This window comes from Streptomyces sp. NPDC090032 (genome assembly GCF_044748025.1).
GTDB lineage: Bacteria > Actinomycetota > Actinomycetes > Streptomycetales > Streptomycetaceae > Streptomyces.
Window position 1 is genome coordinate 595,898 of record NZ_JBIVFF010000001.1, and the last position, 24,924, is coordinate 620,821.

Consider the following 24,924-nt stretch of genomic DNA (forward strand, 5'->3'; position numbering starts at 1 on the left):
ACGTCCGCGCAAGTCCCGTACGAGGGTGGGGAGTTCGGCATGGACAGACGCAGCTTCAACCGGCGGGTGCTGATGGGCGGGGCCGCCGCGGCGACGACCGCGACATCGTTGTCGCTCATCGCGGCGACGGATGCCGCCCCCGCGGACGGCCCGGTGCGCACGGCCCCGGCCGGTGGTGAGGTCAAGCGCATCAAGATGTACGCCGAGAAGCTCGCGGACGGGCAGATGGGCTACGGGTTCGAGAAGGGCAAGGCGTCAGTGCCCGGCCCCCTCATCGAGCTCAACGAGGGCGACACCCTGCACATCGAGTTCGAGAACACCATGGACGTGGCGGCCAGCCTGCACGTCCACGGCCTGGACTACGAGGTCTCCAGCGACGGCACCAAGCTCAACAAGAGCGATGTCGAACCCGGCGGCAAGCGCACCTACACCTGGCGCACGCACGCCCCCGGCCGACGCAAGGACGGCACGTGGCGCGCGGGCAGCGCGGGGTACTGGCACTACCACGACCACGTCGTCGGCACGGAACACGGCACCGGCGGCATCCGCAAGGGCCTGTACGGACCGGTCATCGTGCGCCGCAAGGGCGACGTCCTCCCGGACACGACGTTCACGATCGTCTTCAACGACATGACCATCAACAACAAGCCGGCGCACGAAGGTCCCAACTTCGAGGCCACGGTGGGCGACCGCGTCGAGATCGTCATGATCACGCACGGCGAGTACTACCACACCTTCCACATGCACGGTCATCGCTGGGCGGACAACCGCACGGGCATGCTGACCGGCCCGGACGACCCGAGCCAGGTCGTCGACAACAAGATCGTCGGCCCCGCGGACTCGTTCGGCTTCCAGATCATCGCGGGAGAGGGTGTCGGGGCGGGCGCCTGGATGTACCACTGCCACGTGCAGAGCCACTCCGACATGGGGATGGTGGGGCTCTTCCTGGTGAAGAAGGAGGACGGCACGATCCCGGGCTACGAGCCGCACCACCCGGCGGGTCACACGGGCTAGGGCCGGCCTGCGCAGGCCTGTCTGTGCGCCGGTCACACCCGTGCCCAGACCGGCGCCCTCGCGGAGAGAGCCGCTGAACTCATCCGCGAGGACGCCGGGGCATGAGCCGTCCGGGACCTACGATCCGACGCTGACGGTGAAGCGCCGCGGGTTCCCGTCGTGCGCCGCGCCGGACACGTCCGGCTGTCCGTCGGGGCGCACGTCGTCGTACGGGAAGGCGTACCCGATGGGCGAGTTGGCGTGCACGACCCGCGACCAGTGGTTGGTGACGTCACCCTGGTAGTAGTCGGCCGTCGTGGTGCCGTTCGGCTGCTCGGGGTGGGTCAGCATGATGCTGCGGTTGAACCCGGCGGCGAGACGGGCGAGGAGGCCCTTCTTGTCGTCGGGGTCGCCGGGGTTGTTGGCGAACGGGCCGTGGTTGCAGGTGAAGATGTCCTTCGACGCGGGCTTGGGGAAGGCGTGCCCGCCGTTGAAGGTGAGGGTGTCGCCGCTGACCCGGCCCGTGAACACGCCCCGGCCGCCCTGGAGATCGATCTTCAGATCGGTCGTGCGGTACTTCTCCCAGACCTGGTCGACATAGCTGTTCCAGACGTCCCTGAACGGCATCTCGTCGGGGCGGTCGAAGTACGGGGCCATCAGGTTCTGAGGCGAGATGACGCGCAGGACCTTGCCGTCGCCACCGCGGATGACGAGCTTGTCCCAGGGCTGCCCGTCCTTGGCGGTCTGGGCCGCGAGATCCGCGGCGATCCTGTCCACCGCGCCGTCCGGGAGCGGTGCGACGGTGTGCGTGGCGTCGCCCTCCAGGGTCAGGCCGATGGGCAGGGCCGTCACCAGGTCGACGTAGCTGATGTTCGCGTACAACTGGTCGGAGTTGAAGGTGAATTCGCAGAACGACCAGGTCTTGCCGTAGTTCGCGTCGGTGGAGGTCGCGAAGGCCGGCTCGACGAGCGCGGGGCCCGGGTTCAGGAAGAAGTCGAGCGTGTTGTCGCGTACGAAGTAGACGCGGGCGCCGTACATCTGAGGCAGTGTCAGGACCTTCGGTGCCGAACCCGCCGCGCCCAGCGGGATGGCGCAGTCGACGGGCAGCGGGGTCTGCGGGGCGGACGGCGAGTCGGGGTGGTAGACCCCGCCGTCGGGCTTGAGCAGCACCCAGCGGTCGGTGCCCTGCTCGTGGCCCGTGACATAGGCCCGCACGGTGCCGGGCAACGACTTGTTCTGGAGGGCGAGTTCGCAGGTGGCGGGGGCCGCCTTGGCGTCCGGGCTGAGGGCGCTGCCCCAGGCCGGGTAGGTGAGTGCGGTGGCGGCCGTGGCGGCGCCGGTCAGGAACAGTCTGCGCGATATCACGGAGGACTCCTGAGATGTGGGGGAGCCCTACTGTTGCGAGTGCTGCGCGACGGGTCAAGACTTGTGACGGGGAGCGCTCCCATTTCTTCGGACCGTTCAACTCTTGGCGATGGTCAGGCCAGCGTCAGGCCATCGTCAGGCGATGGTCGGGAGGTGGCGAGGCGGTGGCTCGGCGGCGCGCGGGGTGGTGGCGGCGTGTGGAAGGGCCGTTGTCAGTGGGCGGTGCCAGACTCGGTGAGGCAGACAACGGGACCCCTGCAAGGGGGGCACCCTCAACGAGGAGGGCACCATGCTCACCACCCGTTTCGTCGACGGCTCGCCCAACTGGCTGGATCTCGGAACCCCTGATCTCGACGCCGCCGTTTCCTTCTACAGCGGACTCTTCGACTGGCAGTTCCTGTCGGGCGGTCCCGAGATCGGCGGCTACGGCCTGTTCCAGCTGGACGGCAGAAGCGTCGCCGGCGGCGTGAAGCTCACGCCCGACCAGGCCCCGCCGTCCTGGACCGTCTATTTCCAGACGCAGGACGCGGACGCGACGGTGAAGGCCGCGGAGCAGGCCGGCGGATCCGCGCCGTTCCAGACCATGGACGTACTGGACCTGGGCCGCATGGCGGTCATCGCCGATCCCGCGGGGGCGACGTTCGGCCTCTGGCAGCCCGGCCGGAACAAGGGCCTTGGCCTCGCCACGGACGACGGCTCACTCAACTGGATCGAGCTGTACACCCCGGACGTCGCACGGGCCAAGGACTTCTACGGCTCGGTGCTCGGCTGGAACACGTTCGACGTGCCGTTCCCGGGCGGCACCTACGTGACGGTGAACCCGGCGGGCACGGGTGAGGACGACATGTTCGGCGGCATCGTCACGCTGGCCGACGACCCGGCGGAGTCCGACATCGGGGCGCACTGGTCGCCGTACTTCCATGTGCCGGACGTCGACGCGATCGCCGCACGGACGCAGGATCTCGGCGGTAGTGTGCGCTTCGCGCCCACGAGCCTGCCCGGCGTCGGCCGCATCGCCAAGCTCACCGACCCGCAGGGCGCCCGCTTCGCGGTGATCAAAGGAAACCCGGACCAGACCTGAGCCGGGTCAGGGCACGCCTCAGGGGAGCCGGGGGAGCCGGGCGGGCACAAGTCGCGAGGCGCCCGGCGCGCCGCGTTGATCAGTCGTTGATCGTCTGTTTTTCGCCACGCGGCACGATCGGCGGCATGTACTCGAACCACACGCTGCGCCCCGTCACCAGCGCTCCCGTGGCCCCCGTCCCCTCCTGGCAGGACGAGGCGCTGTGCGCCCAGACGGGCGCCGACTTCTTCTTCCCCGAGCCCGGCAGCTCCGTGCGCGAGGCGAAGAGCATCTGCGGTCGGTGCGAGATCCGCTCCGCGTGCCTGGAGTACGCGCTCGCCAACGACGAACGCTTCGGAGTGTGGGGCGGCCTCTCCGAGAAGGAGCGTTACCAGCTGCGCCGCGGCTGAGCGGGGCACATGCCCATGACGCGGCACGCCCCGGGCGCGTGGCCCGGGGCGTGCTTGCGTGACGGGGGGGGTGGCTCAGCCCGCGGCGCGGGCCGCCATGCGGGCCTTGCGGGCCGCCAGCTTCTCGTCGAACTTGGAGGCCTCGCTGTCCAGGCCGCCCATGTACAGACCGAGCTCCTCCTGCGCCTTGAGACCCTCCGGGCCGAGCCCGTCGATGTCCAGGACCTTCAGGAAGCGCAGCACGGGCTGGATCACGTCGTCGTGGTGGATGCGCATGTTGTAGATCTCGCCGATGGCCATCTGGGCGGCGGCGCGCTCGAAGCCGGGCATGCCGTGTCCGGGCATCCGGAAGTTGACGACGACGTCGCGCACGGCCTGCATCGTGAGGTCGGGGGCGAGCTCGAAGGCCGCGCCGAGCAGGTTCCGGTAGAAGACCATGTGCAGGTTCTCGTCGGTGGCGATGCGCGCCAGCATGCGGTCGCAGACCGGGTCGCCCGACTGGTGGCCGGTGTTGCGGTGCGAGACGCGGGTCGCGAGCTCCTGGAAGGCGACGTACGCGACCGAGTGCAGCATCGAGTGCCGGTTGTCGGACTCGAAGCCCTCGGCCATGTGCGCCATGCGGAACTGCTCGAGCTGGTCCGGGTCGACGGCGCGCGACGCCAGCAGGTAGTCACGCATCACGATGCCGTGACGGCCCTCCTCGGCGGTCCAGCGGTGCACCCAGGTGCCCCAGGCGCCGTCGCGGCCGAAGAGGGAGGCGATCTCGTGGTGGTAGCTGGGGAGGTTGTCCTCGGTCAGCAGGTTGACGACGAGAGCGATGCGGCCGATCTCGGTGACCTTGGACTGGTCCTTCGCCCAGGCCTCGCCGTCCTCGAAGAAGCCGGGGAAGTTACGGGCGTCGGCCCACGGCACGTACTCGTGCGGCATCCAGTCCTTGGCCACCTTGAGGTGCCGGTTCAGTTCCTTCTCGACCACTTCCTCCAGCGCGTACAGCAGCTGCGCGTCGGTCCAGGTGGAGGACGAGCTGCCGAGGTGGGGAGAGGTGATGGTCACGAGGGCTCCAGGGGGGACGGGAGTAGTGCGAGGGGACGAGCTCGCAGGCACGAGCGGTTGTACCTACGGTGTCGTAGGTTACGTTGCCGTAGGTTAAACCCTCTGTAAAGGGCCACCCGGAACCGACCCCTCCGGCCTCAGCCGCCTCTATGGCTTCATTGCGCCTCAGGAGTGCAGCTCGCGGAGCCGGACTGAGAGGCACGTCACACAGCCCTCGAGTTTCTCGAACTCGCTGATGTTCACCAGAACTGGCTCCAGACCGAGTTCCGCGTACAGCTCCGCCGTTCTCGGTGCGCTCGCCGCCATCAGGAGCTTCCCGCCGCCCAGGAGCACCACATGCGCGCCGGCCTCCTCCGGGACGGGCAGGAAGCGCGGGAAGAGCGACGGCACGTCCACCACCGGCTCGTGCCCGACGACCGTACCGTCGGGCAGGGCCGTCACCGCCGACTTCAGGTGCAGCACCTTGCTGACCGGTACGGCGACGACCTTCGCCCCGAGCGGCTCGAATGCGGCCCGCAGCTGCCGTACGCCGTCCGCGTTCGTGCGCCCGCCCCGGCCCACGTAGATCGTGTCGCCGACCTTCAGGACGTCGCCGCCGTCGAGCGTGCCCGGCTCCCGCACCCGGTTCACGGAGCAGCCGAGCCGGGCCACGGCCTCCTCGACGCCCGCCGTCTCCCCGCGCCGGGACGTGGCGCCGGGCCGGGTGATCAGCGCGACGTTGCGGTACATGACCACCGCGTCCTCGACGAAGACCGCGTCGGGGCACTCGTCGGCGGCCTCGACCTCCACCGTCTCCCAGCCGTGCTCCCCGAGCGCCGCGACATAGGCGTCCCACTGCGTGAGCGCCAGGTCCGGGTCGACGGGTGTGCGCTCGACGTGCGTGACGAGCCCGTCCGCGAGGCGGGGTCCCGGGCGGCGGATCAAGGCCTTCTGGCTGGGCACGTGCGGTTCTCCTCGGGACGGGACGACTCGTGGACGTACTTCTCGGGCGGGCCCTTGGACGGTCCGGCGCGGACATCATGCACGGCACGGCGCCGGTGACGGAATCCCCGGCTCGCGCACCGTATCCGCCCGGCGCCCGCCCGAGCGCGAGCTACCCGACGTACTCGCCCCTCTCCTTCGTGATGTCCCGGAGCCGGCCTCCCTCCATGAGCAGCGTCCGGGTGACCCCGATGGACTTCAGGAACGGCAGGTCGTGGCTCGCCACGAGCAGCGTGCCCTCGTAGGACTCCAGGGCCGAGGTCAGCTGCCGGACGCTCGCCAGGTCGAGGTTGTTCGTCGGCTCGTCGAGCATCAGCAGCTGGGGCGCCGGCTCGGCGAGCATCAGCGCCGCGAGGGCGGCCCTGAACCGCTCGCCGCCCGAGAGGGTCGCCGCCGCCTGATCGGCCCGCGCCCCCTTGAACAGGAAGTGGGCGAGCCGCGCCCTGACGCGGTTGTTCGTCGCCCCGGGAGCGAACCGCGCCACGTTCTCCGCGACGGTCAGACCCTCGTCGAGCACGTCGAGCCGCTGCGGCAGGAACCGCAGGGGAACATGCGCCACCGCCTCACCCGCGACGGGTTCGAGGCCCCCGGCGATCGTGCGCAGGAGCGTCGTCTTGCCCGAACCGTTGCGCCCGACGAGAGCGATCCGCTCCGGACCCCGGAGCTCGAACTCGCCCTCGACGCATGCCCCGTAGGCCATCCGCAGCTGACGCAGCGTGAGAACCGAGCGGCCCGGCGGCACCGCCGTGTGCGGCAGATCGACGCGGATCTCGTCGTCGTCGCGCACGGCCTCCACCGCCTCGTCGAGCCGCTCCTTGGCCTCGGCGAGCCGGCCCTCGTGCAGTTGGCGGTACTTGCCCGCGGAGACCTGGGCCTGCCGTTTGCGCTGCGCCATGATCGCCTTCGGTTCGCGCTTGGTGTCCCACATCTTCTGTCCGTAGCGCCTGCGCCGGGCCAACGTGACCTGGGCGTCCACCAGTTCGCGCTTCTGCTTCTTCAGGTCGGCGTCGGCGACCCGCACCATGCGCTCCGCCGCCTCCTGTTCGGTCGCGAGCGCCTCCTCGTACGCGGAGAGGTTCCCGCCGTACCGGACGAGACCGCCCGCGCGCAGATCGGCGATCTGGTCGACGCGTTCCAGGAGTTCACGGTCGTGGCTGACCACGACCATGACGCCCGGCCACGCCTCCACGGCCGCGTACAGCCGCCTGCGGGCGGGCAGGTCGAGGTTGTTCGTCGGCTCGTCGAGCAGCAGGACGTCGGGGCGGCGCAGGAGCAGCGCGGCGAGGCGGATCAGGACCGACTCGCCTCCCGAGAGCTCGCCGACGGTGCGGTCGAGGCCGATGCGGCCGAGGTCGAGCCCGTCGAGGGTCGCGACGGCGCGCTCCTCGACGTCCCAGTCGTCGCCGACCGCGGCGAAGTGTTCCTCGCGTACGTCGCCCGCCTCGATGGCGTGCAGCGCGGCCCGTGCACGGGCGATGCCGAGGGCCTCGTCGACGCGGAGCGAGGTGTCGAGGGTGACGCTCTGCGGCAGGTAGCCGATCTCGCCCTGCACCTTCACGGCGCCGTCGGCCGGGGTGAGTTCTCCGGCGATCAGCTTCAACAGCGTTGACTTTCCTGCGCCGTTGAGGCCGATGAGCCCGGTCCTGCCGGGGCCGAACGCGGCCTGAAGGTCGTCGAACACCCGAGTACCGTCGGGCCAGGCGTAGGTGAGGGAGGTGCAGGTGATGGAAGTGGGGGAGGTAGACATACGGCCTCGCGGTCGCTCGGTGGGAACGGTGGGCAGCGCATGGGGACACCGCGGGCGACCACAGCCGGAAGGAACGAGAGCGCACAGGGCGCGAAGGGAGGTCCCGCACCGGATTCCGGCAGGAGGACGGCTCGATCGTCCGAGGTCGCACACGCAAGACACAGGGCGCACCCCTGGGGCGCGGCCGTGTGACGCGGTGTCTCAGAACCTCAGAAGAGCAACGTCCTACTCCGATCGACGACAACAGGATCAACGGGAACGCTGTCCACCGTACGAAGGTGGCTGCGGGCCGTCAACGAATTATCGTGAGCCCCCACGGCCCTGCCCCCAAGCCCAGTCCGCGTGCCCAGCCCTTACGCCCAACCCTTGAGCCCCCGCCCCACCCTCCAGGAGGAGGCCCCCGTGCCCCACGGCTCGCTCTCGCTGCCCGCCCGGCTCTTCCTGCTGGGATTCGACACGGAGAAGGGCAGGGTCTCCGGCGCCCCCGACATCGAGCTCGCCGTCCGCGCCGCGGCGCTCGTCGAGCTGGCCCGGCGCCGCATCATCAGCGACGTGGACGGGGTCGTGACCCCTGTCTTCGACGCGCGCACCGGTGACCCCGTCCTCGACGAACTCATGGAGCTCGCCGAGGAGTCGAGGCCGCGCGGCTGGCGCACCTGGATCGGCTACCGCTCCCGCACCACCCTCGACACCGTGCGCCGCCAACTCGCCTCCGAGGGCTACCTGTCGGCCGAGCGCAAGCGCGTCCTCGGACTCTTCCCCGTGACCCGGTACGGCCTGGAGCGCGCCGGTTACGTCGAGGTGCTGCGGGCCGAGGTGCTCGGCGCGCTGGAGGGAGGAGGGCCGGTCGGCAGGGTGGACGAGGACGACGCGGCACTCGCGGTGCTCGCCGCCACGGGCAAGCTCCGCAAGCTGATCCCCGGCAAGGCCAGGCGCACGCACAAGCTCCGGCTCGACCAGCTCACCGCGCGCGCCGGCGGCATCTCTCCCGAGCTGCGGCAGACCCTGGGCGACATCCGCGCCGCGCTCGCCGCGGCCGTCAGGGCGGCGGAGGCGTCGCGGGCCTCGGACGGCGGGGGCGGCGGGGGCTGAGCGAGGCCCCCGCCGCCTGTCACACGTACGTGTCGGATTCTCGCCAGCTGCGTGCAGGCCCCGGATGGTTGGCTGTGCGGCATGACGAACCGTACGCACCTGAATGACCAGGCACTGGCCTTCCGCTCGCAGCACGTCGCCGGCCGCCCGCTCGTCCTGCCCAACGCCTGGGACGTCGCGAGTGCGCGCATCGTCGCGCACGCCGGAGCCGCGGCCGTCGCCACCACCAGCGCCGGGCTGTCCTGGGACCTGGGCGTGGCCGACGGGGACCGGCTCGGCAGGGACGAGGCGTTCGACGCCGTCGCGCGGATCGCCGCCGCCGTGGACGTGCCGGTGACCGCCGACATCGAGAGCGGCTACGCGGACGCGGCCCAGGACGTCGCCGTCACCGTGCGCGCCGTCCTCGACGCCGGAGCGGTGGGCGTCAACATCGAGGACGCCTGGCACGGCGGGAGCGCCCCGCTGCGGCCCGTGGAGGCGCAGGCGGAGCGGATCGCGGTGGCCCGCGCCGCGGCGGACGCGGAGGGCGTGGCCCTGTTCGTGAACGCCCGCATCGACACGTATCTGATGGGCGTGGGAGAGCCGCGGGCGCGGCTCGCGGCGACGCTGGAGCGGGCCGCTGCCTACCTCGCGGCGGGAGCGGACGGGATTTTCGTGCCCGGGGCCGTCGACCCGGTGACCGTGAAGGCGCTTGCCGCCGGTATCGAGGGGCCGCTCAACGTGATGGCGTGGCCCGGGGCGCCGTCCGTGGCCGAGTTCGCCGCGCTCGGGGTCGCCCGTATCAGCGTCGGCGCGGGCATCGCGCAGGCCGCGCACGCCCTCGTGCGCAGGGCGGCCCGGGAACTGCTCACCGAGGGAACGTACGGGAGCCTGGCCGGCGGACTCGACTACGGGGAGCTCAACACCCTACTCGGCAACGGGAGTTGAGCCCGGAGGTGGTGTTGGTCAGTGCGCGTCCCGCATCAGCTCCGCGAGGTCGCTGTCCAGGTCCACGTGCAGATGCTCGTCGCCCACCGGCACCAGCGCCGCCGTGCTGTTGAGGAAGCGGCGCAGTTCGCCCGTCCGGACGTGCACGATCGCGGTGCCTTCGTGGGCGTGGAACTCCAGGACCGTGCGGTCGAAGCCGTACGGCCGCACCCGGACGTCGCCCGCACCGACCGGCTCCCGTACCCCGGCCGAGAGCAGCTCACGGGCGAACGTCCAGCTCACGTCGACGCCTTCGAGCGTGGCCGGTGCCGGGAACGACATGCGCACGGCGAAGGGGTCCCGCATGGCGTAGCGCAACGTCGCGGGAATGGTCGACATCCGCGGCGCGGCGGCGACGAGACGGGCCTCTACGGCTTGCTCGATGACGGTGGACAACGCCTGCTCCCTTGTGACGGCTGAACGGACGGCGGTTCGGGCAACAGCTCGGACGGCGGTTGGGCAACAGCTCGGACGGCTGGTCGGACGGCAAGTCGAACGACGGGTGGGGTGACGGGTAGGACTCCCCGCCACTTGAAGAGACGGCGGAACGAGGGAATCCGTGCACCGAACGGCCGGGGAAAGGTGAGTGACCTGTGTCACCGGTCCCTGTCGGTCCGGTGTGCCGGCCATCTGGACGGGGCCGGGGGAGTGGGCTAGCTTCGCCCGCCATGAGGGGCATGGGGAAGTCGAGACGCATGGTGTCCATGGGGCTGGCCGGGGCGGCACTCGCCCTCGCGTTCACTCCGGTGGGTCCGGCGCAGGCCGCAGGCGGGCACACACAGGCGGGGCCGCAGGAGACGCCAACGGCGTCCCATTGGGATGTGAAGGACAGCGGCACCGACGCGCGGTTCCGGGGACTGGCCGCGGTGAGCCGCGATGCCGCCTGGGTCGCGGGGACCAAGGGCACGGTCCTTCGCACCTCGGACGGCGGCTCCCACTGGCGGAACGTGTCGCCGCCCGGCGCGGGCGCACTGGAGTTCCGCGACATCGAGGCCTTCGACAGCCGGCGCGCGGTCGTCCTCGCGATCGGCGAGGGCGACGCCTCGCGGGTCTTCCGCACGGACGACGGCGGGGCCACCTGGACCGAGTCCTTCCGCAACCCGGACCCGAAGGCGTTCTACGACTGCCTGACGTTCTTCGACGCGCGCCACGGCCTCGCGATGAGTGACCCCGTGGACGGCAAGTACCGGATCCTGTCCACGCGCGACGGAGGACGCTCCTGGGACGTCCTGCCCAGCGCCGGCATGCCCGCGGCGCAGGAGGGCGAGGCCGGCTTCGCGGCGAGCGGCCAGTGCCTGGTCAGCTCCGGTCCGCGCGACGTGTGGCTGGCCACGGGCGGGGCCGCACGCGCACGCGTGCTGCACTCGTCGGACCGTGGCCTGACCTGGCGGGCGACCGACTCCCCGATCCCGGCGGGCGACCCGGCACGCGGCGTCTTCGGCCTCGCGTTCCGCGACCGTACGCACGGCATCGCGGTCGGCGGCGACTACCGCGCGGACCAGGCGTCCCCGAGGGCCTCGGCCACGACGCGCGACGGCGGCCGCACCTGGACGGCGTCCGCGGCGCCGGTCCCCGCCTACCGCTCGGGCGTCACCTGGCTCCCGCACAGCCGTACGAGCGCCCTCGCCGTCGGCCCCACGGGGACCGACCTCACCCTCGACGCGGGGCGCACCTGGCGCACCGTCGACACGGGCTCGTACGACACGGCGGACTGCACCCACGACGGCGCCTGCTGGGCCTCGGGCGAGAAGGGACGCATCGCCCGGCTCGAACGGTGACCCGGGCCGGATCCAGCTAGCCGGCCAACTCCTGCCGGAAGCGCTCCAGTTCGGGTGCCGTCTTCCTCGCGATGAACTCCGTGATGCGGTACTCGCACACGTCGCCGGTGACGAAGGGGTCGGCCGCCGTGATCTTCTCGATCTGCGCGCGGTCGTCCCCGACGGCGAGGATGATCCCGCCGTCGCGCGGGTTCTTGCGGCCGGAGGCGATGAAGACACCGGCTTCGTACTGCTCGTCGAGCCAGGCGATGTGCGCTGCGTGAAGCGCGTCGACGCGCTCGACCGGGGCCGTGTAGGTCAGCTCAAGTACAAACATGATCGCCAGGCTACCCGCGGCCCGTCGGCCCCGCTCTATGGTGGGCGCCACCATGAGCCACGAACAGATCCTCCGGATCCTCGCCGACCGGCCCGCCGACGAGCGCTCCGCCCGCGCGGTCCAGGACGCACTGCGCGCCCACGTCGTCCTCGACGAGCCGGGGCCCCCGCCCGGGACCGGACTCGTCACCGGCGTCGACGTGGCCTACGACGACGAGCGTGACCTCGTCGCGGCGGCGGCCGTCGTGCTCGACGCGGCGACCCTCGAAGTCGTCGAGGAGTCCACCGCCGTCGGACGGATCTCCTTCCCGTACGTGCCAGGCCTGCTGGCCTTCCGTGAGATCCCTACCGTGGTCGCCGCACTGGAGGGCCTCAACTCCCGCCCCGGGCTTGTCGTCTGCGACGGGTACGGAGTGGCGCACCCGCGCCGTTTCGGCCTCGCCAGCCACCTCGGGGTTCTGACGGGGCTGCCCACGATCGGCGTCGCGAAGAACCCGTTCACCTTCACGCACGAGGAACCGGACGCGCCGCGCGGCAGCACGGCTTCCCTGCTGGACGGCGACGAGGAGGTCGGCCGGGCGCTGCGCACCCGGGACGGCGTCAAACCCGTCTACGTCTCCGTCGGCCACCGCACGAGCCTCGACACCGCGTGCGCCCACACCCTGCACCTCACGCCGGAGTACCGCCAGCCGGAGACGACCCGCAGAGCCGACGCGCTGTGCAGGCGGGCCCTGGCGGAGGCCCAGGACGGCGCCACGCGCGCGTAGTCACGTGCCGTGTCCACGCGCGCGTGGTCCCCCGCTACCGCGTCGCGGCCACCCGGAACGTGATGCCGGCCTCCCGCAGGCGCGTCGTCAGGGCGTCGCCCATCGCGACGGCCGTCGTGACCTGGCCCGAGGTCTCGGGCAGGTCGTCGAGCGCCAGGCACATCGCGGACTCGCCGAGCATTTTCGCCGTCTCGTCGTAGCCGGGGTCCCCGCCCGAGACCTCCGTGAACACCCGGCGGCCGCCGCCCTCGCCGACGAAGCGCACCGAGAACCAGCTCGCCGCACGCCGCGCCTCGTCCGGACCGTCACCCGGCTTGAGCCGTCCGGACAGCCACCGGCGCGCGGGCGGCAGTTGGGCCGCGGCGAACAGCGCGCCCGTCGCCGCGACGCCGCCGAACACGACGGGCAGGTGCCGCACCGCCGCGTAGTGCCGGTAGCGGAAGTCGGGGCCGTAGCGCTCCAGCGCCCGCGCGGACCGCTGGACGACCTGCGGGTCGATCGTCGGGAGCGGCAGCGCCCACGCGTCGACCTCCTTCGCGTAACGGGGCGCGCCCGTCGGCGCGTACGCCCTGCGGCCGACCAGGCGGGGCTGGTGGCGCCGCCGGTCCTGCTGCGCGGCCAGCATCTGCCGGCCCCGCGAGAACTGCGTCAGCGCGGACGCGAACGTGCCGCCCGAGAACGTCGCGTTCGACCGTACGAACCCGTCGATGCGCAGCGGCACGCCCTCGGGGAGCTGCCCCACCGTGAAGCGCACGCCCAGGTCGTGCGGTATCGAGTCGAAGCCGCACGCGTGGACGAGGCGCGCCCCGGTCTCCCGCGCGCGGGCGTCGTGCCGCACGAACGTGACGTCGACGAACTCGGGCTCGCCGCACAGGTCCGTGTAGTCGGTGCCCTCCTCGGCGCACGCGGCCACCAGATCCTGGCCGTAGGTCACGTACGGGCCGACGGTCGTGGCCACCACGCGCGTGCGTGCCGCGAGGGCGCGCAGGGACGCCGGGTCGGCGACGTCGGCGCGGACCAGCGGTAGTACGGCGCACGCGGGATCGATCGCCGTGAGGCGCTCGCGCAGCCGCTCCAGCTTCCCCGTGTCGCGCCCCGCGACGGCCCACCGCAGTCCCTCGGGCGCGTGCGCCGCCAGATACTCGGCGGTCAGCGCGCCGGCGAATCCGGTCGCGCCGAAGAGCACGATGTCGTACTCGCGGCCTGCCCTGTCGGCTCTGCCGGGCCTGTCCCGCATGTCCCGTTCCCTGCCGTGCCCGCTGTCCTGCCTGGTCATGACACCCCTCAGCCCTGTGCCCCGCGCCGTTGTCGGTGGCCGAGGCTAGCGTGAGGGGGCGACGGAGGTTCAGGGGCCCCGCCTGCTCCCGGAACGCCGGGTGCCACGGAGAACTTCCTTGGGCCGAGTGCCCCGAATCCATACGCGCCTCCTGGCGACACCGGAGCACCGCGTCGTAAATTACTAAGCGCTTGCTCGCCAGGGGTTGTGCTGAGTGGAACACGTTCTTAGCATCGCTGGTGTTACATCAGTTGTGTCACAGTGCTGGGGGCTCCATGGCAGTGGCAGGGATGACGGACAGCGGCCCGCTCGCCGGGGTGCGCGTGGTCGAACTGGCGGGCATCGGCCCGGGTCCGTTCGCCGCGATGCTCCTCGCCGACCTGGGCGCCGATGTCGTGCGCGTGGACCGCCCCGGAGGCGCCGGGCTCGCGGTCAACCCCGAGTACGACATCACCAACCGCAACAAACGCTCCGTGATCATCGACCTCAAGGCGCAGGACGGCCCCGCGCGCGTCCTCGACCTCGTCGACAAGGCGGACGTCCTCATCGAGGGCTACCGGCCCGGGGTCGCAGAGCGCCTCGGCGTCGGCCCCGACGCCTGCCACGCCCGCAACCCCCGCCTCATCTACGGACGCATGACCGGCTGGGGCCAGGACGGCCCCCTCGCGCAGCGCGCCGGGCACGACATCGCGTACATCGCCCTCACCGGCACCCTCGGCATGATCGGCAAGCCCGACGAGCCGCCGACCGTCCCCGTGAACCTCGTCGGGGACTACGCGGGCGGCTCGCTCTACCTCGTCGTCGGCATCCTCGCGGCCCTCCACCGCGCGCGCGACACCGGCGCGGGCCAGGTCGTGGACGCCGCGATCGTCGACGGCGCCTCGCATCTGGCAGCGATGATCCACGGCATGCTGGCGGCCGGCGGCTGGCAGGACCGGCGCGGCAGCAACCTCCTCGACGGCGGCTGCCCGTTCTACGGGACGTACGAGACCTCCGACGGGCAGTACATGGCGGTCGGCGCCCTCGAGCAGCAGTTCTACGACGAGTTCATCGCGCTCCTCGGCATCGGGGACACGGCCCCCGCCCGCAAGGACCTCGCCCGCTGGGGCGAGCTGCGCGACGCCGTCGCCGCCCGCTTCAAGACCCGTACCCGCGAGGAGTGGACCGCCGTCTTCGAGGGGTCCGACGCGTGCGTGGCGCCGGTCCTGTCCCTGCGCGAGGCGCCCGGCCACCCCCACCTGGCCGCGCGCGGCACCTTCACCGACCACGGCGGCATCACCCAGCCCGCCCCCGCACCCCGCTTCTCCGATACCCCCACCGCCGTCCGCAGCGGCCCCGCGCAGCCGGGCGCCGACACCGCCGCAGTGGCCCGCGACTGGGACGTACCGAGCCTGACGAAGGAAGAGAACTGATGGAGCTGTCCGCACCCCTGGCCTACGCGGCCGACCCCCGTCAGGCGGCCGACGACGCCGCCGCGCTCGAGTCGGCGGGACTCGACGCCGTCTGGGTCGCGGAGGCCTACGGCTTCGACTCGCCCACGATCATGGGCTATCTCGCCGCCCGCACCGAGCGCATGAAGATCGGCGCCGGGATCCTGAACGTCTACTCGCGCACCCCCGCTCTCATCGCCCAGACCGCCGCCGGACTCGACGCGGTCTCGGGGGGCCGCGCCGTCATCGGCCTGGGCGCGTCGGGCCCGCAGGTCGTCGAGGGCTGGCACGGCAAGGCGTACGACAAGCCGCTCGGCCGCACCCGCGAGGCCATCGAGCTGACCCGCCGCATCCTGCGCCGCGAGGTCATCGACCACCACGGCATCACGGACATGCCCCTGCCCGCGGAGAAGGGCGGCAGGCTCGGCAAGCCCCTGAAGATCCTCGCCAAGCCCGTACGCCCCGAAGTCCCGCTGTACGTCGCCTCGCTGGGCCCGGCGAACGTGCGGATGACCGCCGAGATCGCCGACGGCTGGCTGCCCACCCTGTTCATCCCGGAGAAGGCCCAGCAGGTGTGGGGCACCTCGCTCGCCGAGGGCGCCGCGAAGCGCGACCCCGGGCTCGGACCGCTCCAGGTCGTCGCCGGCGGCCTGCTCGCCATCGGTGAGGACGCGGCGGCCGCGCGTGATCTCGCCCGCCCCAACATCGCCCTGTACGTGGGTGGCATGGGCGCCGTCGGCAAGAACTTCTACAACGACCTCGCCGTGGCCTACGGCTACGAGAAGGAGGCCAAGCTCATCCAGGAGCTCTACCTCTCGGGGAAGAAGAAGGAGGCCGAGGCCGCCGTCCCGGACGAGTTCTGCGAGCTGATGAGCCTGTGCGGGCCCGAGAGCTACGTGCGTGAGCGTGTCGAGGCCTTCCGCGCCGCGGGCGTCACCATGCTGAACGTCATCCCGGTCGGCCCCGAGCCCGCCCGGCTGGTCGAGACCGTCAAGAGCTGGCTGTAGGGAGGGCATCACGATGGCAATGGAACGGCAGATCTTCACCGCGGAGCACGACGCGTTCCGCGAGACCGTCCGCACCTTCCTCGCCAAGGAGGTCACCCCGCACTACGAGCAGTGGGAGAAGGACGGCATCGTCTCGCGCGAGGCCTGGCTCGCGGCCGGCCGCCAGGGCCTCCTCGGGCTCGCCGTGCCCGAGGAGTACGGGGGCGGCGGCAACGCCGACTTCCGCTACAGCGCCGTCATCGCCGAGGAGTTCACCCGCGCGGGAGCCGCCGGCCTCGCGATCGGACTCCACAACGACATCATCGGGCCGTATCTGACCTCGCTGGCCACGGACGAGCAGAAGCGCCGCTGGCTGCCCGGTTTCTGCGACGGCTCCCTGATCACGGCCATCGCGATGACCGAGCCGGGCGCCGGATCCGACCTTCAGGGCATCCGCACCACGGCCGAGGACCGCGGCGACCACTGGGTGCTCAACGGCTCCAAGACGTTCATCTCGAACGGGATCCTCGCCGACCTCGTGATCGTCGTCGCGAAGACGACGCCCGAGGGCGGCGCCCACGGCCTGTCCCTCCTGGTCGTCGAGCGCGGCATGGAGGGCTTCGAGCGCGGCCGCAACCTCGACAAGATCGGCCAGAAGGCCCAGGACACGGCCGAGCTCTTCTTCAACGACGTCCGCGTCCCGAAGGAGAATCTCCTCGGCGAGCTCAACGGGGCCTTCGTCCACCTGATGACGAACCTCGCGCAGGAGCGCATGGGCATCGCCGTCGCCGGGATCGCCGCCGCGGAGCACCTCCTGGAGATCACCACGACGTACGTCAAGGAGCGCGAGGCCTTCGGCCGCCCGCTCGCCAAGCTCCAGCACATCCGGTTCGAGATAGCCGAGATGGCCACCGAGTGCGCCGTCACCCGGACCTTCCTGGACCGCTGCATCGTCGACCACTCGAACGGCGAACTCGACGCGGTGCACGCCTCGATGGCCAAGTGGTGGGCCACCGAGCTCCAGAAGCGCGTGGCCGACCGCTGCCTCCAACTCCACGGCGGCTACGGCTACATGACGGAGTACCGCGTCGCCAAGGCCTTCACCGACGGACGCATCCAGACGATCTACGGCGGCACGACGGAGATCATGAAGGAGATCATCGGGCGCTCGCTGCTCGGCTGACCCCCCACGGACCCGCCGGCCCACCGAACCCCCGGCCCGGCCCACCCTCATTGCCCGGCCCACCCTCATTGAAAGGCAAGCGAGTGAGCACCGAAGCGTACGTGTACGACGCGATCCGCACCCCGCGCGGACGCGGCAAGGCGAACGGCGCCCTGCACGGCACCAAGCCGATCGACCTCGTCGTCGGACTGATCCACGAGGTCCAGCGGCGCTTCCCGGACCTCGACCCCGCCGCCATCGACGACATCGTGCTCGGCGTCGTCGGCCCGGTCGGCGACCAGGGCTCCGACATCGCGCGGATCGCGGCCATCGCGGCCGGGCTCCCGGACACGGTGGCCGGTGTGCAGGAGAACCGCTTCTGTGCGTCGGGCCTCGAAGCGGTCAACCTGGCGGCCATGAAGGTCCGTTCGGGCTGGGAGGACCTCGTCCTCGCGGGCGGCGTCGAGTCGATGTCGCGCGTCCCGATGGCCTCGGACGGCGGCGCCTGGTTCGCCGACCCGATGACCAACTACGAGACGGGCTTCGTGCCGCAGGGCATCGGCGCGGATCTGATCGCGACCATCGAGGGCTTCTCGCGGCGCGACGTCGACGAGTACGCGGCCCTCTCCCAGGAGCGCGCGGCCGCCGCCGTGAAGGACGGCCGCTTCGCCCGCTCCGTCGTGCCCGTCACGGACCGCAGCGGCCTGACCGTCCTCGACCACGACGAGTTCCTGCGCCCCGGCACGACCGCCGACTCGCTCGCCAAGCTGAAGCCGTCGTTCGCGGACATCGGCGACCTCGGCGGCTTCGACGCCGTCGCGCTGCAGAAGTACCACTGGGTCGAGAAGATCGACCACGTCCACCACGCGGGCAACTCCTCCGGCATCGTCGACGGCGCCTCCCTCGTCGCCATCGGCACCAAGGAGGTCGGTGAGCGGCACGGCCTGACCCCGCGCGCGCGGATCGTCTCCGCGGCCGTCTCCGGTTCCGAGCCCACCATCATGCTCACCGGTCCCGCGCCCGCCACCCGCAAGGCCCTCGCCAAGGCGGGTCTGACCATCGACGACATCGACCTCGTCGAGATCAACGAGGCCTTCGCCGCCGTCGTCCTGCGCTTCGTCAAGGACATGGGCCTCTCCCTCGACAAGGTCAACGTCAACGGCGGCGCCATCGCGCTCGGCCACCCGCTCGGCGCCACCGGCGCGATGATCCTCGGCACGCTCATCGACGAACTGGAGCGCCAGGACAAGCGCTACGGCCTCGCCACGCTGTGCGTCGGCGGCGGCATGGGCATCGCCACGATCGTCGAGCGACTCTGACCCCCGTCCTTTCCCGCACTGGCATCTACGGAGCAGCAGAAATGACCGAGAGCACCACCATCCGCTGGGAACAGGACGAGACCGGAATCGTCACCCTCGTCCTCGACGACCCCAACCAGTCCGCGAACACGATGAACCAGGCGTTCAAGGACTCCATCGCCGCGATCGCCGACCGCGCCGAGGCCGAGAAGGACTCGATCCGCGGCATCGTCTACACCTCCGCCAAGAAGACGTTCTTCGCGGGCGGTGACCTGAAGGACATGATGAAGGTCGGCCCAAAGAACGCCCAGCAGGCGTTCGAGACCGGCACCGGCATCAAGAAGTCCCTGCGCCGCATCGAGACGCTCGGCAAGCCCGTCGTCGCGGCGATCAACGGCGCGGCCCTGGGCGGCGGTTACGAGATCGCGCTCGCCTCCCACCACCGCATCGCCCTCGACGCGCCCGGCTCCAAGATCGGCCTCCCGGAGGTCACGCTCGGCCTGCTCCCCGCGGGCGGCGGCGTCACGCGCACCGTACGGCTCATGGGCATCACCGACGCCCTGCTGAAGGTGCTCCTCCAGGGCACCCAGTACACCCCGAAGCGCGCCCTGGAGAACGGCCTCGTCCACGAGGTGGCGGCCACCCCCGAGGAGATGCTCGCCCAGGCGCGCGCCTTCATCGACGCCAACCCCGAGTCGCAGCAGCCCTGGGACAAGCCCGGCTACCGCATCCCGGGCGGCACCCCGGCCAACCCGAAGTTCGCGGCGAACCTGCCCGCCTTCCCGGCCAACCTCAAGAAGCAGACGAACGGCGCCCCCTACCCGGCCCCGCGCAACATCCTCGCCGCGGCCGTCGAGGGCTCCCAGGTCGACTTCGAGACGGCGCTGACCATCGAGGCGCGCTACTTCACCGAGCTGGTGACCGGCCAGATCGCGAAGAACATGATCCAGGCGTTCTTCTTCGACCTCCAGGCGGTGAACTCGGGCGCGAACCGGCCCAAGGGCATCGAGAAGCGCACCGTCCGCAAGGTCGCCGTCCTCGGCGCCGGGATGATGGGCGCGGGCATCGCCTACTCGTGCGCCCGCGCCGGCATCGAGGTCGTCCTCAAGGACGTGACCGCCGACGCCGCCGCCCTGGGCAAGGGCTACTCCGAGAAGCTCTGCGCCAAGGCAGTCTCGCGCGGCCGCACCACGCAGGAGAAGGCGGACGCGCTCCTCGCCCGCATCACGCCCACCGCCGATCCGCAGGACCTCGCCGGCTGCGACGCCGTGATCGAGGCCGTCTTCGAGGACCCGGCGCTCAAGCACAAGGTGTTCAAGGAGATCCAGCACGTCATCGAGCCCGACGCGCTGCTGTGCTCCAACACCTCGACCCTGCCGATCACCCTCCTCGCCGAGGGCGTCGAGCGGCCCGAGGACTTCATCGGGCTGCACTTCTTCTCGCCCGTCGACAAGATGCCGCTCGTGGAGATCATCAAGGGCGAGCGCAGCGGCGACGAGGCGCTGGCCCGCGCCTTCGACCTGGTCCGCCAGATCAGCAAGACGCCGATCGTCGTGAACGACTCGCGCGGGTTCTTCACCTCGCGTGTCATCGGGCACTTCATCAACGAGGGCGTCGCGATGGTCGCCGAGGGCATCGAGCCCGCGTCCGTCGAGCAGGCCGCCGCCCAGGCCGGCTACCCGGCCAAGGTCCTGTCCCTGATGGACGAGCTGACGCTGACCCTGCCCCGCAAGATCCGTAACGAGACCAAGCGGGCCGTCGAGGAAGCGGGCGGCACCTGGGCCGGCCACCCCTCGGACGTCGTCATCGACCGCATGGTCGAGGAGTTCGACCGCCCCGGACGCAGCGGCGGCGCCGGTTTCTACGAGTACGTGGACGGCAAGCGCGCCGGTCTGTGGCCGGGCCTGCGCGAGCACTTCACCAAGCCCGGGTACGAGATCCCGTTCAAGGACATGCAGGAGCGCATGCTCTTCTCCGAGGCGCTCGACACCGTGCGCCTCCTGGAGGAGGGCGTCCTGACCTCGGTCGCGGACGCCAACATCGGCTCCATCTTCGGCATCGGCTTCCCCGGCTGGACCGGCGGCGTGCTCCAGTACATCAACGGCTACGAGGGAGGCCTGCCCGGCTTCGTGGCCCGCGCGCGCGAGCTCGCCGAGCGCTACGGCGAGCGCTTCCAGCCGACCGCGCTGCTCGTCGAGAAGGCGGAGAAGGGCGAGACCTTCACCGACGCCTGACGGTTGCGGGGTTCCGCGCCGGGGGGCAGCCCTCGGCGCGGAACGCCTCGCGAAGCTGCTCCTTGAGCGACCGCTGGAACGCCGTGACCAGCGCCTGCACCACCATCGGCTGCATATGGGCCGACAAGGACTTCATCGCCGCCACGTGCGCGGGGTCCTCGGGGTTCGGCTCCCGCTCCCGGTAGGGCCCCCACACCTCGTCGCGGAACAGCCGTGTCAGCTCCTGGGCGGCGTCCCGGGTGTGCTCCATGAGGACGGTGCGCGCCGCGAGGATCGTCTCGTGCGCGATCGGCACCCCGAGCAGCTCCACCCCGAGCCGCAGCAGACCGGGGTCCACGCGGAAGGTGTCGCGGTCCTCCAGGTACGCGACGACCCCCATCGCGGCCAGCCGGTCCAGATCCTCCCCGGACAGGGCTCGCCCGGCCCGGCGCTCCAGCTCGGCCCGCGCGACGTCCTCCTCCGCGTCCGGGGCCCAGCTCGCGACCAGCGCGCGGTGGATCGCCAGATCGTGCGCGCTCAGGTCCGCGGGCAGCTGCTCCAGATACCGCTCGATCGCGGAGAGCGTCATGCCCTGGTGCTGGAGCTCCTCGATGAGCGCGAGCCGCGAGAGGTGGTCCCGGCCGTAGTGGCCGACCCGGCGCGGCCCGATCACGGGCGGCGGGAGGAGGCCCTTCGTGCTGTAGAAGCGGATCGTACGGACGGTGACGCCCGCTCGCGCGGCCAGTTCGTCGACCGTGAGCGTCGGCTCCGCGGTGTCCGTCGTCATGCTGCGCCTCGCTTCTCGGGTCCCGCGTCCGCCCCGCTCCGGTTCCGCACCGGGCAGGTTCAACAGTATTGCTGACACACCAATGTTGTGAAAGCGCGGTGCAGCGGAAAAGGCGGGCATGAAGGGGCGGTTGGGGCATGAGCGAGCGCTTATACGCCTCGCTGAATCCGCTGTACAGGGGTTGATCATCATGTGAGAAGTCCCGCTATGTGATCTCTGCCATCGCGTGCCCCCTGGCTCGTGGGGGAAGGTGCACAGTCGCCCCGCGCCATGTCAGGGATGTCGCGGGCTGCAGCACATCCGGACCCCGGAGCGATCCGGGCACCACAGAGGGATCCCCCCACGTGAGCAAGGAAGCCGCCAACACGGCTCTGGACGCATCCCGCACAGATGCGTCCCAGGCGCCCGCCGACGCGGGTGACGCCGGCTACAGCAAGGACCTCAAGGCCCGCCACGTCAACATGATCGCGATCGGTGGAGCGATCGGTACCGGACTGTTCCTCGGAGCGGGCGGCCGCCTCCACTCGGCGGGCCCCGCGCTCGCCGTCGCGTACCTCGTCTGCGGAGTCTTCGCGTACCTGGTCGTGCGCGCCCTCGGCGAGATGGTCGTGTACCGGCCGTCCTCGGGTTCCTTCGTGTCGTACGCGCGCGAGTTCCTCGGCGAGAAGGGCGCCTACGTCGCCGGCTGGATGTACTTCCTGAACTGGTCGATGACGGGCATCGCGGACATCACTGCGATCGCCCTGTACACCCAGTACTGGAGCGCCTTCACGACGATTCCGCAGTGGGTGCTCGCCCTGATCGCCCTAGCGGTCGTGCTCGGCGTGAACCTGATCTCGGTGAAGTACTTCGGCGAGATGGAGTTCTGGTTCGCGATCATCAAGGTGGCCACGCTCGTCGCCTTCCTGTTCGTCGGCATCTTCCTGATCGCCACGCAGCACCCGGTCGACGGCCGGACCCCGGGCCTGAGCATGATCACGGACCACGGCGGGTTCATGCCGAGCGGCACGATGTCGGTCATCCTCGTCATGCAGGGTGTCGTCTTCGCGTACGCCGCCCTGGAGCTGGTGGGTGTCGCGGCGGGCGAGACCGCCGACCCGCAGAAGGTCGTCCCGCGCGCGGTGAACTCGATCATGTGGCGCGTCGGCCTCTTCTACTGCGGCTCGGTGGTGCTGCTCGCACTGCTGCTGCCGTCCTCGGTGTACTCGTCGAACGAGAGCCCGTTCGTCACCCTGTTCAGCAAGCTGGGCGTCGGCGGCATCGGCGACATCATGAACCTGGTCGTGCTCACCGCGGCCATGTCCAGCCTCAACTCGGGCCTCTACTCCACGGGCCGCATCCTGCGCTCCATGGCGATGTCGGGCTCGGCCCCCAAGTTCACCGCCCGCATGAACCGCAGCCAGGTGCCGTACGGCGGCATCCTGCTCACCGCCGGTGTCGGCGTCCTGGGTGTCGGCCTCAACTACCTCCTGCCGCACGACGCCTTCGAGATCGTCATCGAGGTCTCCTCGATCGGCATCATCGGCACCTGGATCATGATCATGGTCGCCCACCTGGCGTTCGTCCGGCGGGCCAAGCAGGGCCTGATCAAGCGGCCGTCGTTCCGCCTGCCCTGGTCCCCGGTCACCGAGATCGTCACGATCGTCTTCCTGCTGCTCGTGCTCGGCCTCATGTGGAACGACCCGGACACGGGCCGCAAGACCCTGATGCTGATCCCGGTCATCGCGGTCCTGCTCGTCGCCGGCTGGTTCGGCGCCCGCCGCCGCATCACGCGTCTGGAGACCGAGGAACTGACCAAGCTGACCGACGGCGCATAACGCCGGCCCCCCACGGTCAGTGGCAGCACCTACGGTGGCGTCATGTCGGAGATCACGTATCTCCGAGGTGACGCCACCTTGCCGTTGGGCATCGCGGTGACGGTGTACGACCACGGGGACACAGCCGCACGTTGAGAGTGGCGGGCGGTCGGGTAGGCCCATGGCATGGCCCTCGTACCCCTGCCCCTGGAATTCCACCTCAAGGTGGGTCGACTCGGCGCATCCGCGGCCCTGTTCGCGGCGGAGGTCCTAGGCCGGGCGCGGCGGTGGGCCAAGGATCAGGAGGCGGCCGCCCCGGGGAGCGAGCAACTGCCTCAGACCTGCCAGTGCGCTCCCGTCCGGCCCCGCGCGGATCTCGCCGGCGGGCCGCGCGGCCCGGTCGCCGCCGCCGAGACGGACCTGCGCACCTGTGTCTCCGAGCTCGCGTCCGACCTGGCGTACCGGTTGGGCAGTGAGTCGCAGGGCGGCATGGCACACCCCTGAGCAGCACTTCAGGAGCCCGGGGTCGCATACTGGATCACGTATCGCCCGGGAACGCTGGGGAGCCGTATGAAGCAGCACGAGCCCGATCCGGAGCCGCCTCCGCCCGGCGGGATCCTGTGGGACATCGCCGGTGAGGTGCGCTCCCTGCTCGCCCTCCCGGCGGCGCTCACCCTTCAGGTCGCCCACCCGGCCGTCGGCGCGGGCGTCGACGAGCACTCCGTGTTCCGCACGGACCCCTGGGGCCGCGGCGAGCGCTCCCTGCGCTCGGTGATGCTGTGGGTCTACGGCGGTGACGCCGCCGCACAGGAGGGCCGCCGCCTGCGGCAGCTCCACCGGACCATCCGCGGCACCGACACCCGCGGCCGCGGCTACCACGCGCTGACTCCCGCGAACTACGCATGGGTCCATGCCACCGGCTTCCCCGTCTACCAGCAGGCCCAGCGCTATCTCGGCCGCCGCCCCTTCACCGAGGCGCAGGAACGCCGGCTCTACGCGGAGTGGCTCCAGATCGGCCGGATCCTCGGCCTGCACGACCGCGACATGCCGCAGACCGTCGAGGAGTTCTGGCCCTACTACCGCAAGGTCCTGGCCGACGAGATCGAGCTGACGGCCGTCGTACGCGAACTCGTCGCCGTCGACGCACCGGTCCCGCCGCCCGACCGCGGGCCGCTGCCGGTCAGGCTCGCGCTGCGCGCACTGTGGCCGCTGCTGCTGCCCCCGCTCGCCCGCTTCCGCCGCTTCCTCACGATCGGACTCATGCCGTCCGACGCGCGCGAGGCCATCGGCCTGCCGTGGACCCCGGTCCAGGAGCGCAGGCTGCGACGGTTCGGCGCGGTCGTGCGACGCGTGGTGCCACTCCTGCCGCAGCGCCTGCGCTATCTGCCGATGGCCAGACGGGCGCGAGCCGCCGAAGCCGCCCGCGCCCGCTGAAAGGCGACCGCCGCG

At 71.2% G+C, this 24,924-nt stretch carries 23 protein-coding genes; 15 read left to right on the plus strand and 8 right to left on the minus strand.

What is annotated here, in order from left to right; genetic code table 11:
• Positions 1-39: 39 nt before the first annotated feature.
• Positions 40-1,014, plus strand: a complete 975-nt coding sequence (locus ACIPWY_RS02585; RefSeq protein ID WP_383527737.1) for a multicopper oxidase domain-containing protein — start codon at positions 40-42, stop codon at positions 1,012-1,014.
• A gap of 117 nt (positions 1,015-1,131) precedes the next feature.
• On the opposite strand, the gene ACIPWY_RS02590 is transcribed toward ACIPWY_RS02585, so the two are convergent.
• Complete coding sequence (locus ACIPWY_RS02590) at positions 1,132-2,358, minus strand: glycoside hydrolase family 64 protein (RefSeq protein ID WP_393704365.1); 1,227 nt, start codon at positions 2,356-2,358, stop codon at positions 1,132-1,134.
• A gap of 289 nt (positions 2,359-2,647) precedes the next feature.
• Between ACIPWY_RS02590 and ACIPWY_RS02595 the strand changes: the two genes are divergently transcribed.
• Both ACIPWY_RS02595 and ACIPWY_RS02600 read left to right on the plus strand, forming a co-directional pair.
• Positions 2,648-3,439, plus strand: a complete 792-nt coding sequence (locus tag ACIPWY_RS02595) for a VOC family protein (protein WP_393704367.1) — start codon at positions 2,648-2,650, stop codon at positions 3,437-3,439.
• 125 nt (positions 3,440-3,564) lie between these two features.
• Entirely contained in the window at positions 3,565-3,828 is a 264-nt protein-coding gene (locus ACIPWY_RS02600; RefSeq protein ID WP_362901816.1) for a WhiB family transcriptional regulator, read from the plus strand.
• Positions 3,829-3,903: 75 nt separating this feature from the next.
• On the opposite strand, the gene ACIPWY_RS02605 is transcribed toward ACIPWY_RS02600, so the two are convergent.
• From ACIPWY_RS02605 to ACIPWY_RS02615, 3 genes are all read right to left on the minus strand, one after another.
• The gene (locus tag ACIPWY_RS02605; RefSeq protein ID WP_362901818.1) at positions 3,904-4,881 is read right to left on the minus strand and encodes an acyl-ACP desaturase; all 978 of its coding nucleotides are present in this window, start codon (positions 4,879-4,881) and stop codon (positions 3,904-3,906) included.
• Between the two features lie 165 nt (positions 4,882-5,046).
• Complete coding sequence (gene ddaH, locus ACIPWY_RS02610; RefSeq protein WP_362901819.1) at positions 5,047-5,823, minus strand: dimethylargininase; 777 nt, start codon at positions 5,821-5,823, stop codon at positions 5,047-5,049.
• Between the two features lie 151 nt (positions 5,824-5,974).
• Positions 5,975-7,609 (minus strand): ABC-F family ATP-binding cassette domain-containing protein, encoded by a 1,635-nt coding sequence (locus tag ACIPWY_RS02615; protein WP_393704370.1) that lies wholly within the window; start codon positions 7,607-7,609, stop codon positions 5,975-5,977.
• A 366-nt stretch (positions 7,610-7,975) separates the two neighbouring features.
• Between ACIPWY_RS02615 and ACIPWY_RS02620 the strand changes: the two genes are divergently transcribed.
• Together ACIPWY_RS02620 and ACIPWY_RS02625 are read left to right on the plus strand one after the other, a co-directional pair.
• Positions 7,976-8,701 carry a GPP34 family phosphoprotein gene (locus tag ACIPWY_RS02620; protein ID WP_393704372.1) on the plus strand — a complete coding sequence of 242 codons (726 nt, stop codon included), beginning with the start codon at positions 7,976-7,978 and terminating at the stop codon, positions 8,699-8,701.
• A gap of 81 nt (positions 8,702-8,782) precedes the next feature.
• The gene (locus ACIPWY_RS02625) at positions 8,783-9,628 is read left to right on the plus strand and encodes an isocitrate lyase/phosphoenolpyruvate mutase family protein (protein ID WP_393704374.1); all 846 of its coding nucleotides are present in this window, start codon (positions 8,783-8,785) and stop codon (positions 9,626-9,628) included.
• Between the two features lie 18 nt (positions 9,629-9,646).
• On the opposite strand, the gene ACIPWY_RS02630 is transcribed toward ACIPWY_RS02625, so the two are convergent.
• Positions 9,647-10,063 carry an SsgA family sporulation/cell division regulator gene (locus ACIPWY_RS02630; protein WP_362901826.1) on the minus strand — a complete coding sequence of 139 codons (417 nt, stop codon included), beginning with the start codon at positions 10,061-10,063 and terminating at the stop codon, positions 9,647-9,649.
• 281 nt (positions 10,064-10,344) lie between these two features.
• Between ACIPWY_RS02630 and ACIPWY_RS02635 the strand changes: the two genes are divergently transcribed.
• Complete coding sequence (locus tag ACIPWY_RS02635; RefSeq protein WP_362901828.1) at positions 10,345-11,445, plus strand: oxidoreductase; 1,101 nt, start codon at positions 10,345-10,347, stop codon at positions 11,443-11,445.
• A gap of 16 nt (positions 11,446-11,461) precedes the next feature.
• Here the strand turns inward: ACIPWY_RS02635 and ACIPWY_RS02640 are convergent, their stop codons facing one another.
• The gene (locus ACIPWY_RS02640) at positions 11,462-11,761 is read right to left on the minus strand and encodes a YciI family protein (protein ID WP_362901830.1); all 300 of its coding nucleotides are present in this window, start codon (positions 11,759-11,761) and stop codon (positions 11,462-11,464) included.
• Positions 11,762-11,813: 52 nt separating this feature from the next.
• Here ACIPWY_RS02640 and ACIPWY_RS02645 point away from each other — a divergent pair, with 52 nt between their 5' ends.
• Positions 11,814-12,527, plus strand: coding sequence for an endonuclease V (locus ACIPWY_RS02645; protein ID WP_362901832.1), 714 nt, complete (start codon positions 11,814-11,816; stop codon positions 12,525-12,527).
• A 34-nt stretch (positions 12,528-12,561) separates the two neighbouring features.
• Here ACIPWY_RS02645 and ACIPWY_RS02650 read toward each other — a convergent pair whose 3' ends face one another.
• Complete coding sequence (locus ACIPWY_RS02650; protein ID WP_362902076.1) at positions 12,562-13,764, minus strand: saccharopine dehydrogenase NADP-binding domain-containing protein; 1,203 nt, start codon at positions 13,762-13,764, stop codon at positions 12,562-12,564.
• A 314-nt stretch (positions 13,765-14,078) separates the two neighbouring features.
• Here ACIPWY_RS02650 and ACIPWY_RS02655 point away from each other — a divergent pair, with 314 nt between their 5' ends.
• The 5 genes from ACIPWY_RS02655 (at position 14,079) to ACIPWY_RS02675 (ending at position 20,913) form a co-directional block, all read left to right on the plus strand.
• Positions 14,079-15,215 (plus strand): CaiB/BaiF CoA-transferase family protein, encoded by a 1,137-nt coding sequence (locus ACIPWY_RS02655; RefSeq protein ID WP_362901833.1) that lies wholly within the window; start codon positions 14,079-14,081, stop codon positions 15,213-15,215.
• Entirely contained in the window at positions 15,215-16,240 is a 1,026-nt protein-coding gene (locus ACIPWY_RS02660) for an LLM class F420-dependent oxidoreductase (protein ID WP_393704377.1), read from the plus strand. The genes ACIPWY_RS02655 and ACIPWY_RS02660 overlap by 1 nt, the downstream gene beginning before the upstream one ends.
• A gap of 19 nt (positions 16,241-16,259) precedes the next feature.
• On the plus strand, positions 16,260-17,402 hold the full coding sequence (locus tag ACIPWY_RS02665) for an acyl-CoA dehydrogenase family protein (protein WP_362902078.1): 1,143 nt from the start codon (positions 16,260-16,262) through the stop codon (positions 17,400-17,402).
• An 83-nt stretch (positions 17,403-17,485) separates the two neighbouring features.
• Positions 17,486-18,700, plus strand: coding sequence for an acetyl-CoA C-acetyltransferase (locus ACIPWY_RS02670; RefSeq protein WP_362901837.1), 1,215 nt, complete (start codon positions 17,486-17,488; stop codon positions 18,698-18,700).
• Positions 18,701-18,741: 41 nt separating this feature from the next.
• The gene (locus ACIPWY_RS02675; protein WP_393704379.1) at positions 18,742-20,913 is read left to right on the plus strand and encodes a 3-hydroxyacyl-CoA dehydrogenase NAD-binding domain-containing protein; all 2,172 of its coding nucleotides are present in this window, start codon (positions 18,742-18,744) and stop codon (positions 20,911-20,913) included.
• On the opposite strand, the gene ACIPWY_RS02680 is transcribed toward ACIPWY_RS02675, so the two are convergent.
• The gene (locus ACIPWY_RS02680; RefSeq protein ID WP_362901841.1) at positions 20,900-21,679 is read right to left on the minus strand and encodes a MerR family transcriptional regulator; all 780 of its coding nucleotides are present in this window, start codon (positions 21,677-21,679) and stop codon (positions 20,900-20,902) included. The two genes, ACIPWY_RS02675 and ACIPWY_RS02680, sit on opposite strands and share 14 nt — an antisense overlap.
• 344 nt (positions 21,680-22,023) lie before the next feature.
• Between ACIPWY_RS02680 and ACIPWY_RS02685 the strand changes: the two genes are divergently transcribed.
• From ACIPWY_RS02685 to ACIPWY_RS02695, 3 genes are all read left to right on the plus strand, one after another.
• The gene (locus tag ACIPWY_RS02685) at positions 22,024-23,496 is read left to right on the plus strand and encodes an amino acid permease (protein ID WP_362901843.1); all 1,473 of its coding nucleotides are present in this window, start codon (positions 22,024-22,026) and stop codon (positions 23,494-23,496) included.
• A gap of 165 nt (positions 23,497-23,661) precedes the next feature.
• Positions 23,662-23,979, plus strand: a complete 318-nt coding sequence (locus ACIPWY_RS02690) for a hypothetical protein (RefSeq protein ID WP_362901845.1) — start codon at positions 23,662-23,664, stop codon at positions 23,977-23,979.
• Positions 23,980-24,045: 66 nt separating this feature from the next.
• Positions 24,046-24,909 carry an oxygenase MpaB family protein gene (locus ACIPWY_RS02695; RefSeq protein ID WP_362901847.1) on the plus strand — a complete coding sequence of 288 codons (864 nt, stop codon included), beginning with the start codon at positions 24,046-24,048 and terminating at the stop codon, positions 24,907-24,909.
• Positions 24,910-24,924 lie beyond the last annotated feature (15 nt).

Coding starts and splice junctions, on each gene's coding strand:
- ACIPWY_RS02585 (WP_383527737.1), top strand. CDS start 40: ATGGACAGACGCAGCTTCAACCGGCGGGTGCTGATGGGCGGGGCCGCC.
- ACIPWY_RS02595 (WP_393704367.1), top strand. CDS start 2,648: ATGCTCACCACCCGTTTCGTCGACGGCTCGCCCAACTGGCTGGATCTC.
- ACIPWY_RS02600 (WP_362901816.1), top strand. CDS start 3,565: ATGTACTCGAACCACACGCTGCGCCCCGTCACCAGCGCTCCCGTGGCC.
- ACIPWY_RS02615 (WP_393704370.1), bottom strand. CDS start 7,609: ATGTCTACCTCCCCCACTTCCATCACCTGCACCTCCCTCACCTACGCC.
- ACIPWY_RS02625 (WP_393704374.1), top strand. CDS start 8,783: ATGACGAACCGTACGCACCTGAATGACCAGGCACTGGCCTTCCGCTCG.
- ACIPWY_RS02635 (WP_362901828.1), top strand. CDS start 10,345: ATGGGGAAGTCGAGACGCATGGTGTCCATGGGGCTGGCCGGGGCGGCA.
- ACIPWY_RS02640 (WP_362901830.1), bottom strand. CDS start 11,761: ATGTTTGTACTTGAGCTGACCTACACGGCCCCGGTCGAGCGCGTCGAC.
- ACIPWY_RS02645 (WP_362901832.1), top strand. CDS start 11,814: ATGAGCCACGAACAGATCCTCCGGATCCTCGCCGACCGGCCCGCCGAC.
- ACIPWY_RS02650 (WP_362902076.1), bottom strand. CDS start 13,764: ATGCGGGACAGGCCCGGCAGAGCCGACAGGGCAGGCCGCGAGTACGAC.
- ACIPWY_RS02655 (WP_362901833.1), top strand. CDS start 14,079: ATGGCAGTGGCAGGGATGACGGACAGCGGCCCGCTCGCCGGGGTGCGC.
- ACIPWY_RS02660 (WP_393704377.1), top strand. CDS start 15,215: ATGGAGCTGTCCGCACCCCTGGCCTACGCGGCCGACCCCCGTCAGGCG.
- ACIPWY_RS02665 (WP_362902078.1), top strand. CDS start 16,260: ATGGAACGGCAGATCTTCACCGCGGAGCACGACGCGTTCCGCGAGACC.
- ACIPWY_RS02675 (WP_393704379.1), top strand. CDS start 18,742: ATGACCGAGAGCACCACCATCCGCTGGGAACAGGACGAGACCGGAATC.
- ACIPWY_RS02680 (WP_362901841.1), bottom strand. CDS start 21,679: ATGACGACGGACACCGCGGAGCCGACGCTCACGGTCGACGAACTGGCC.
- ACIPWY_RS02690 (WP_362901845.1), top strand. CDS start 23,662: ATGGCCCTCGTACCCCTGCCCCTGGAATTCCACCTCAAGGTGGGTCGA.
- ACIPWY_RS02695 (WP_362901847.1), top strand. CDS start 24,046: ATGAAGCAGCACGAGCCCGATCCGGAGCCGCCTCCGCCCGGCGGGATC.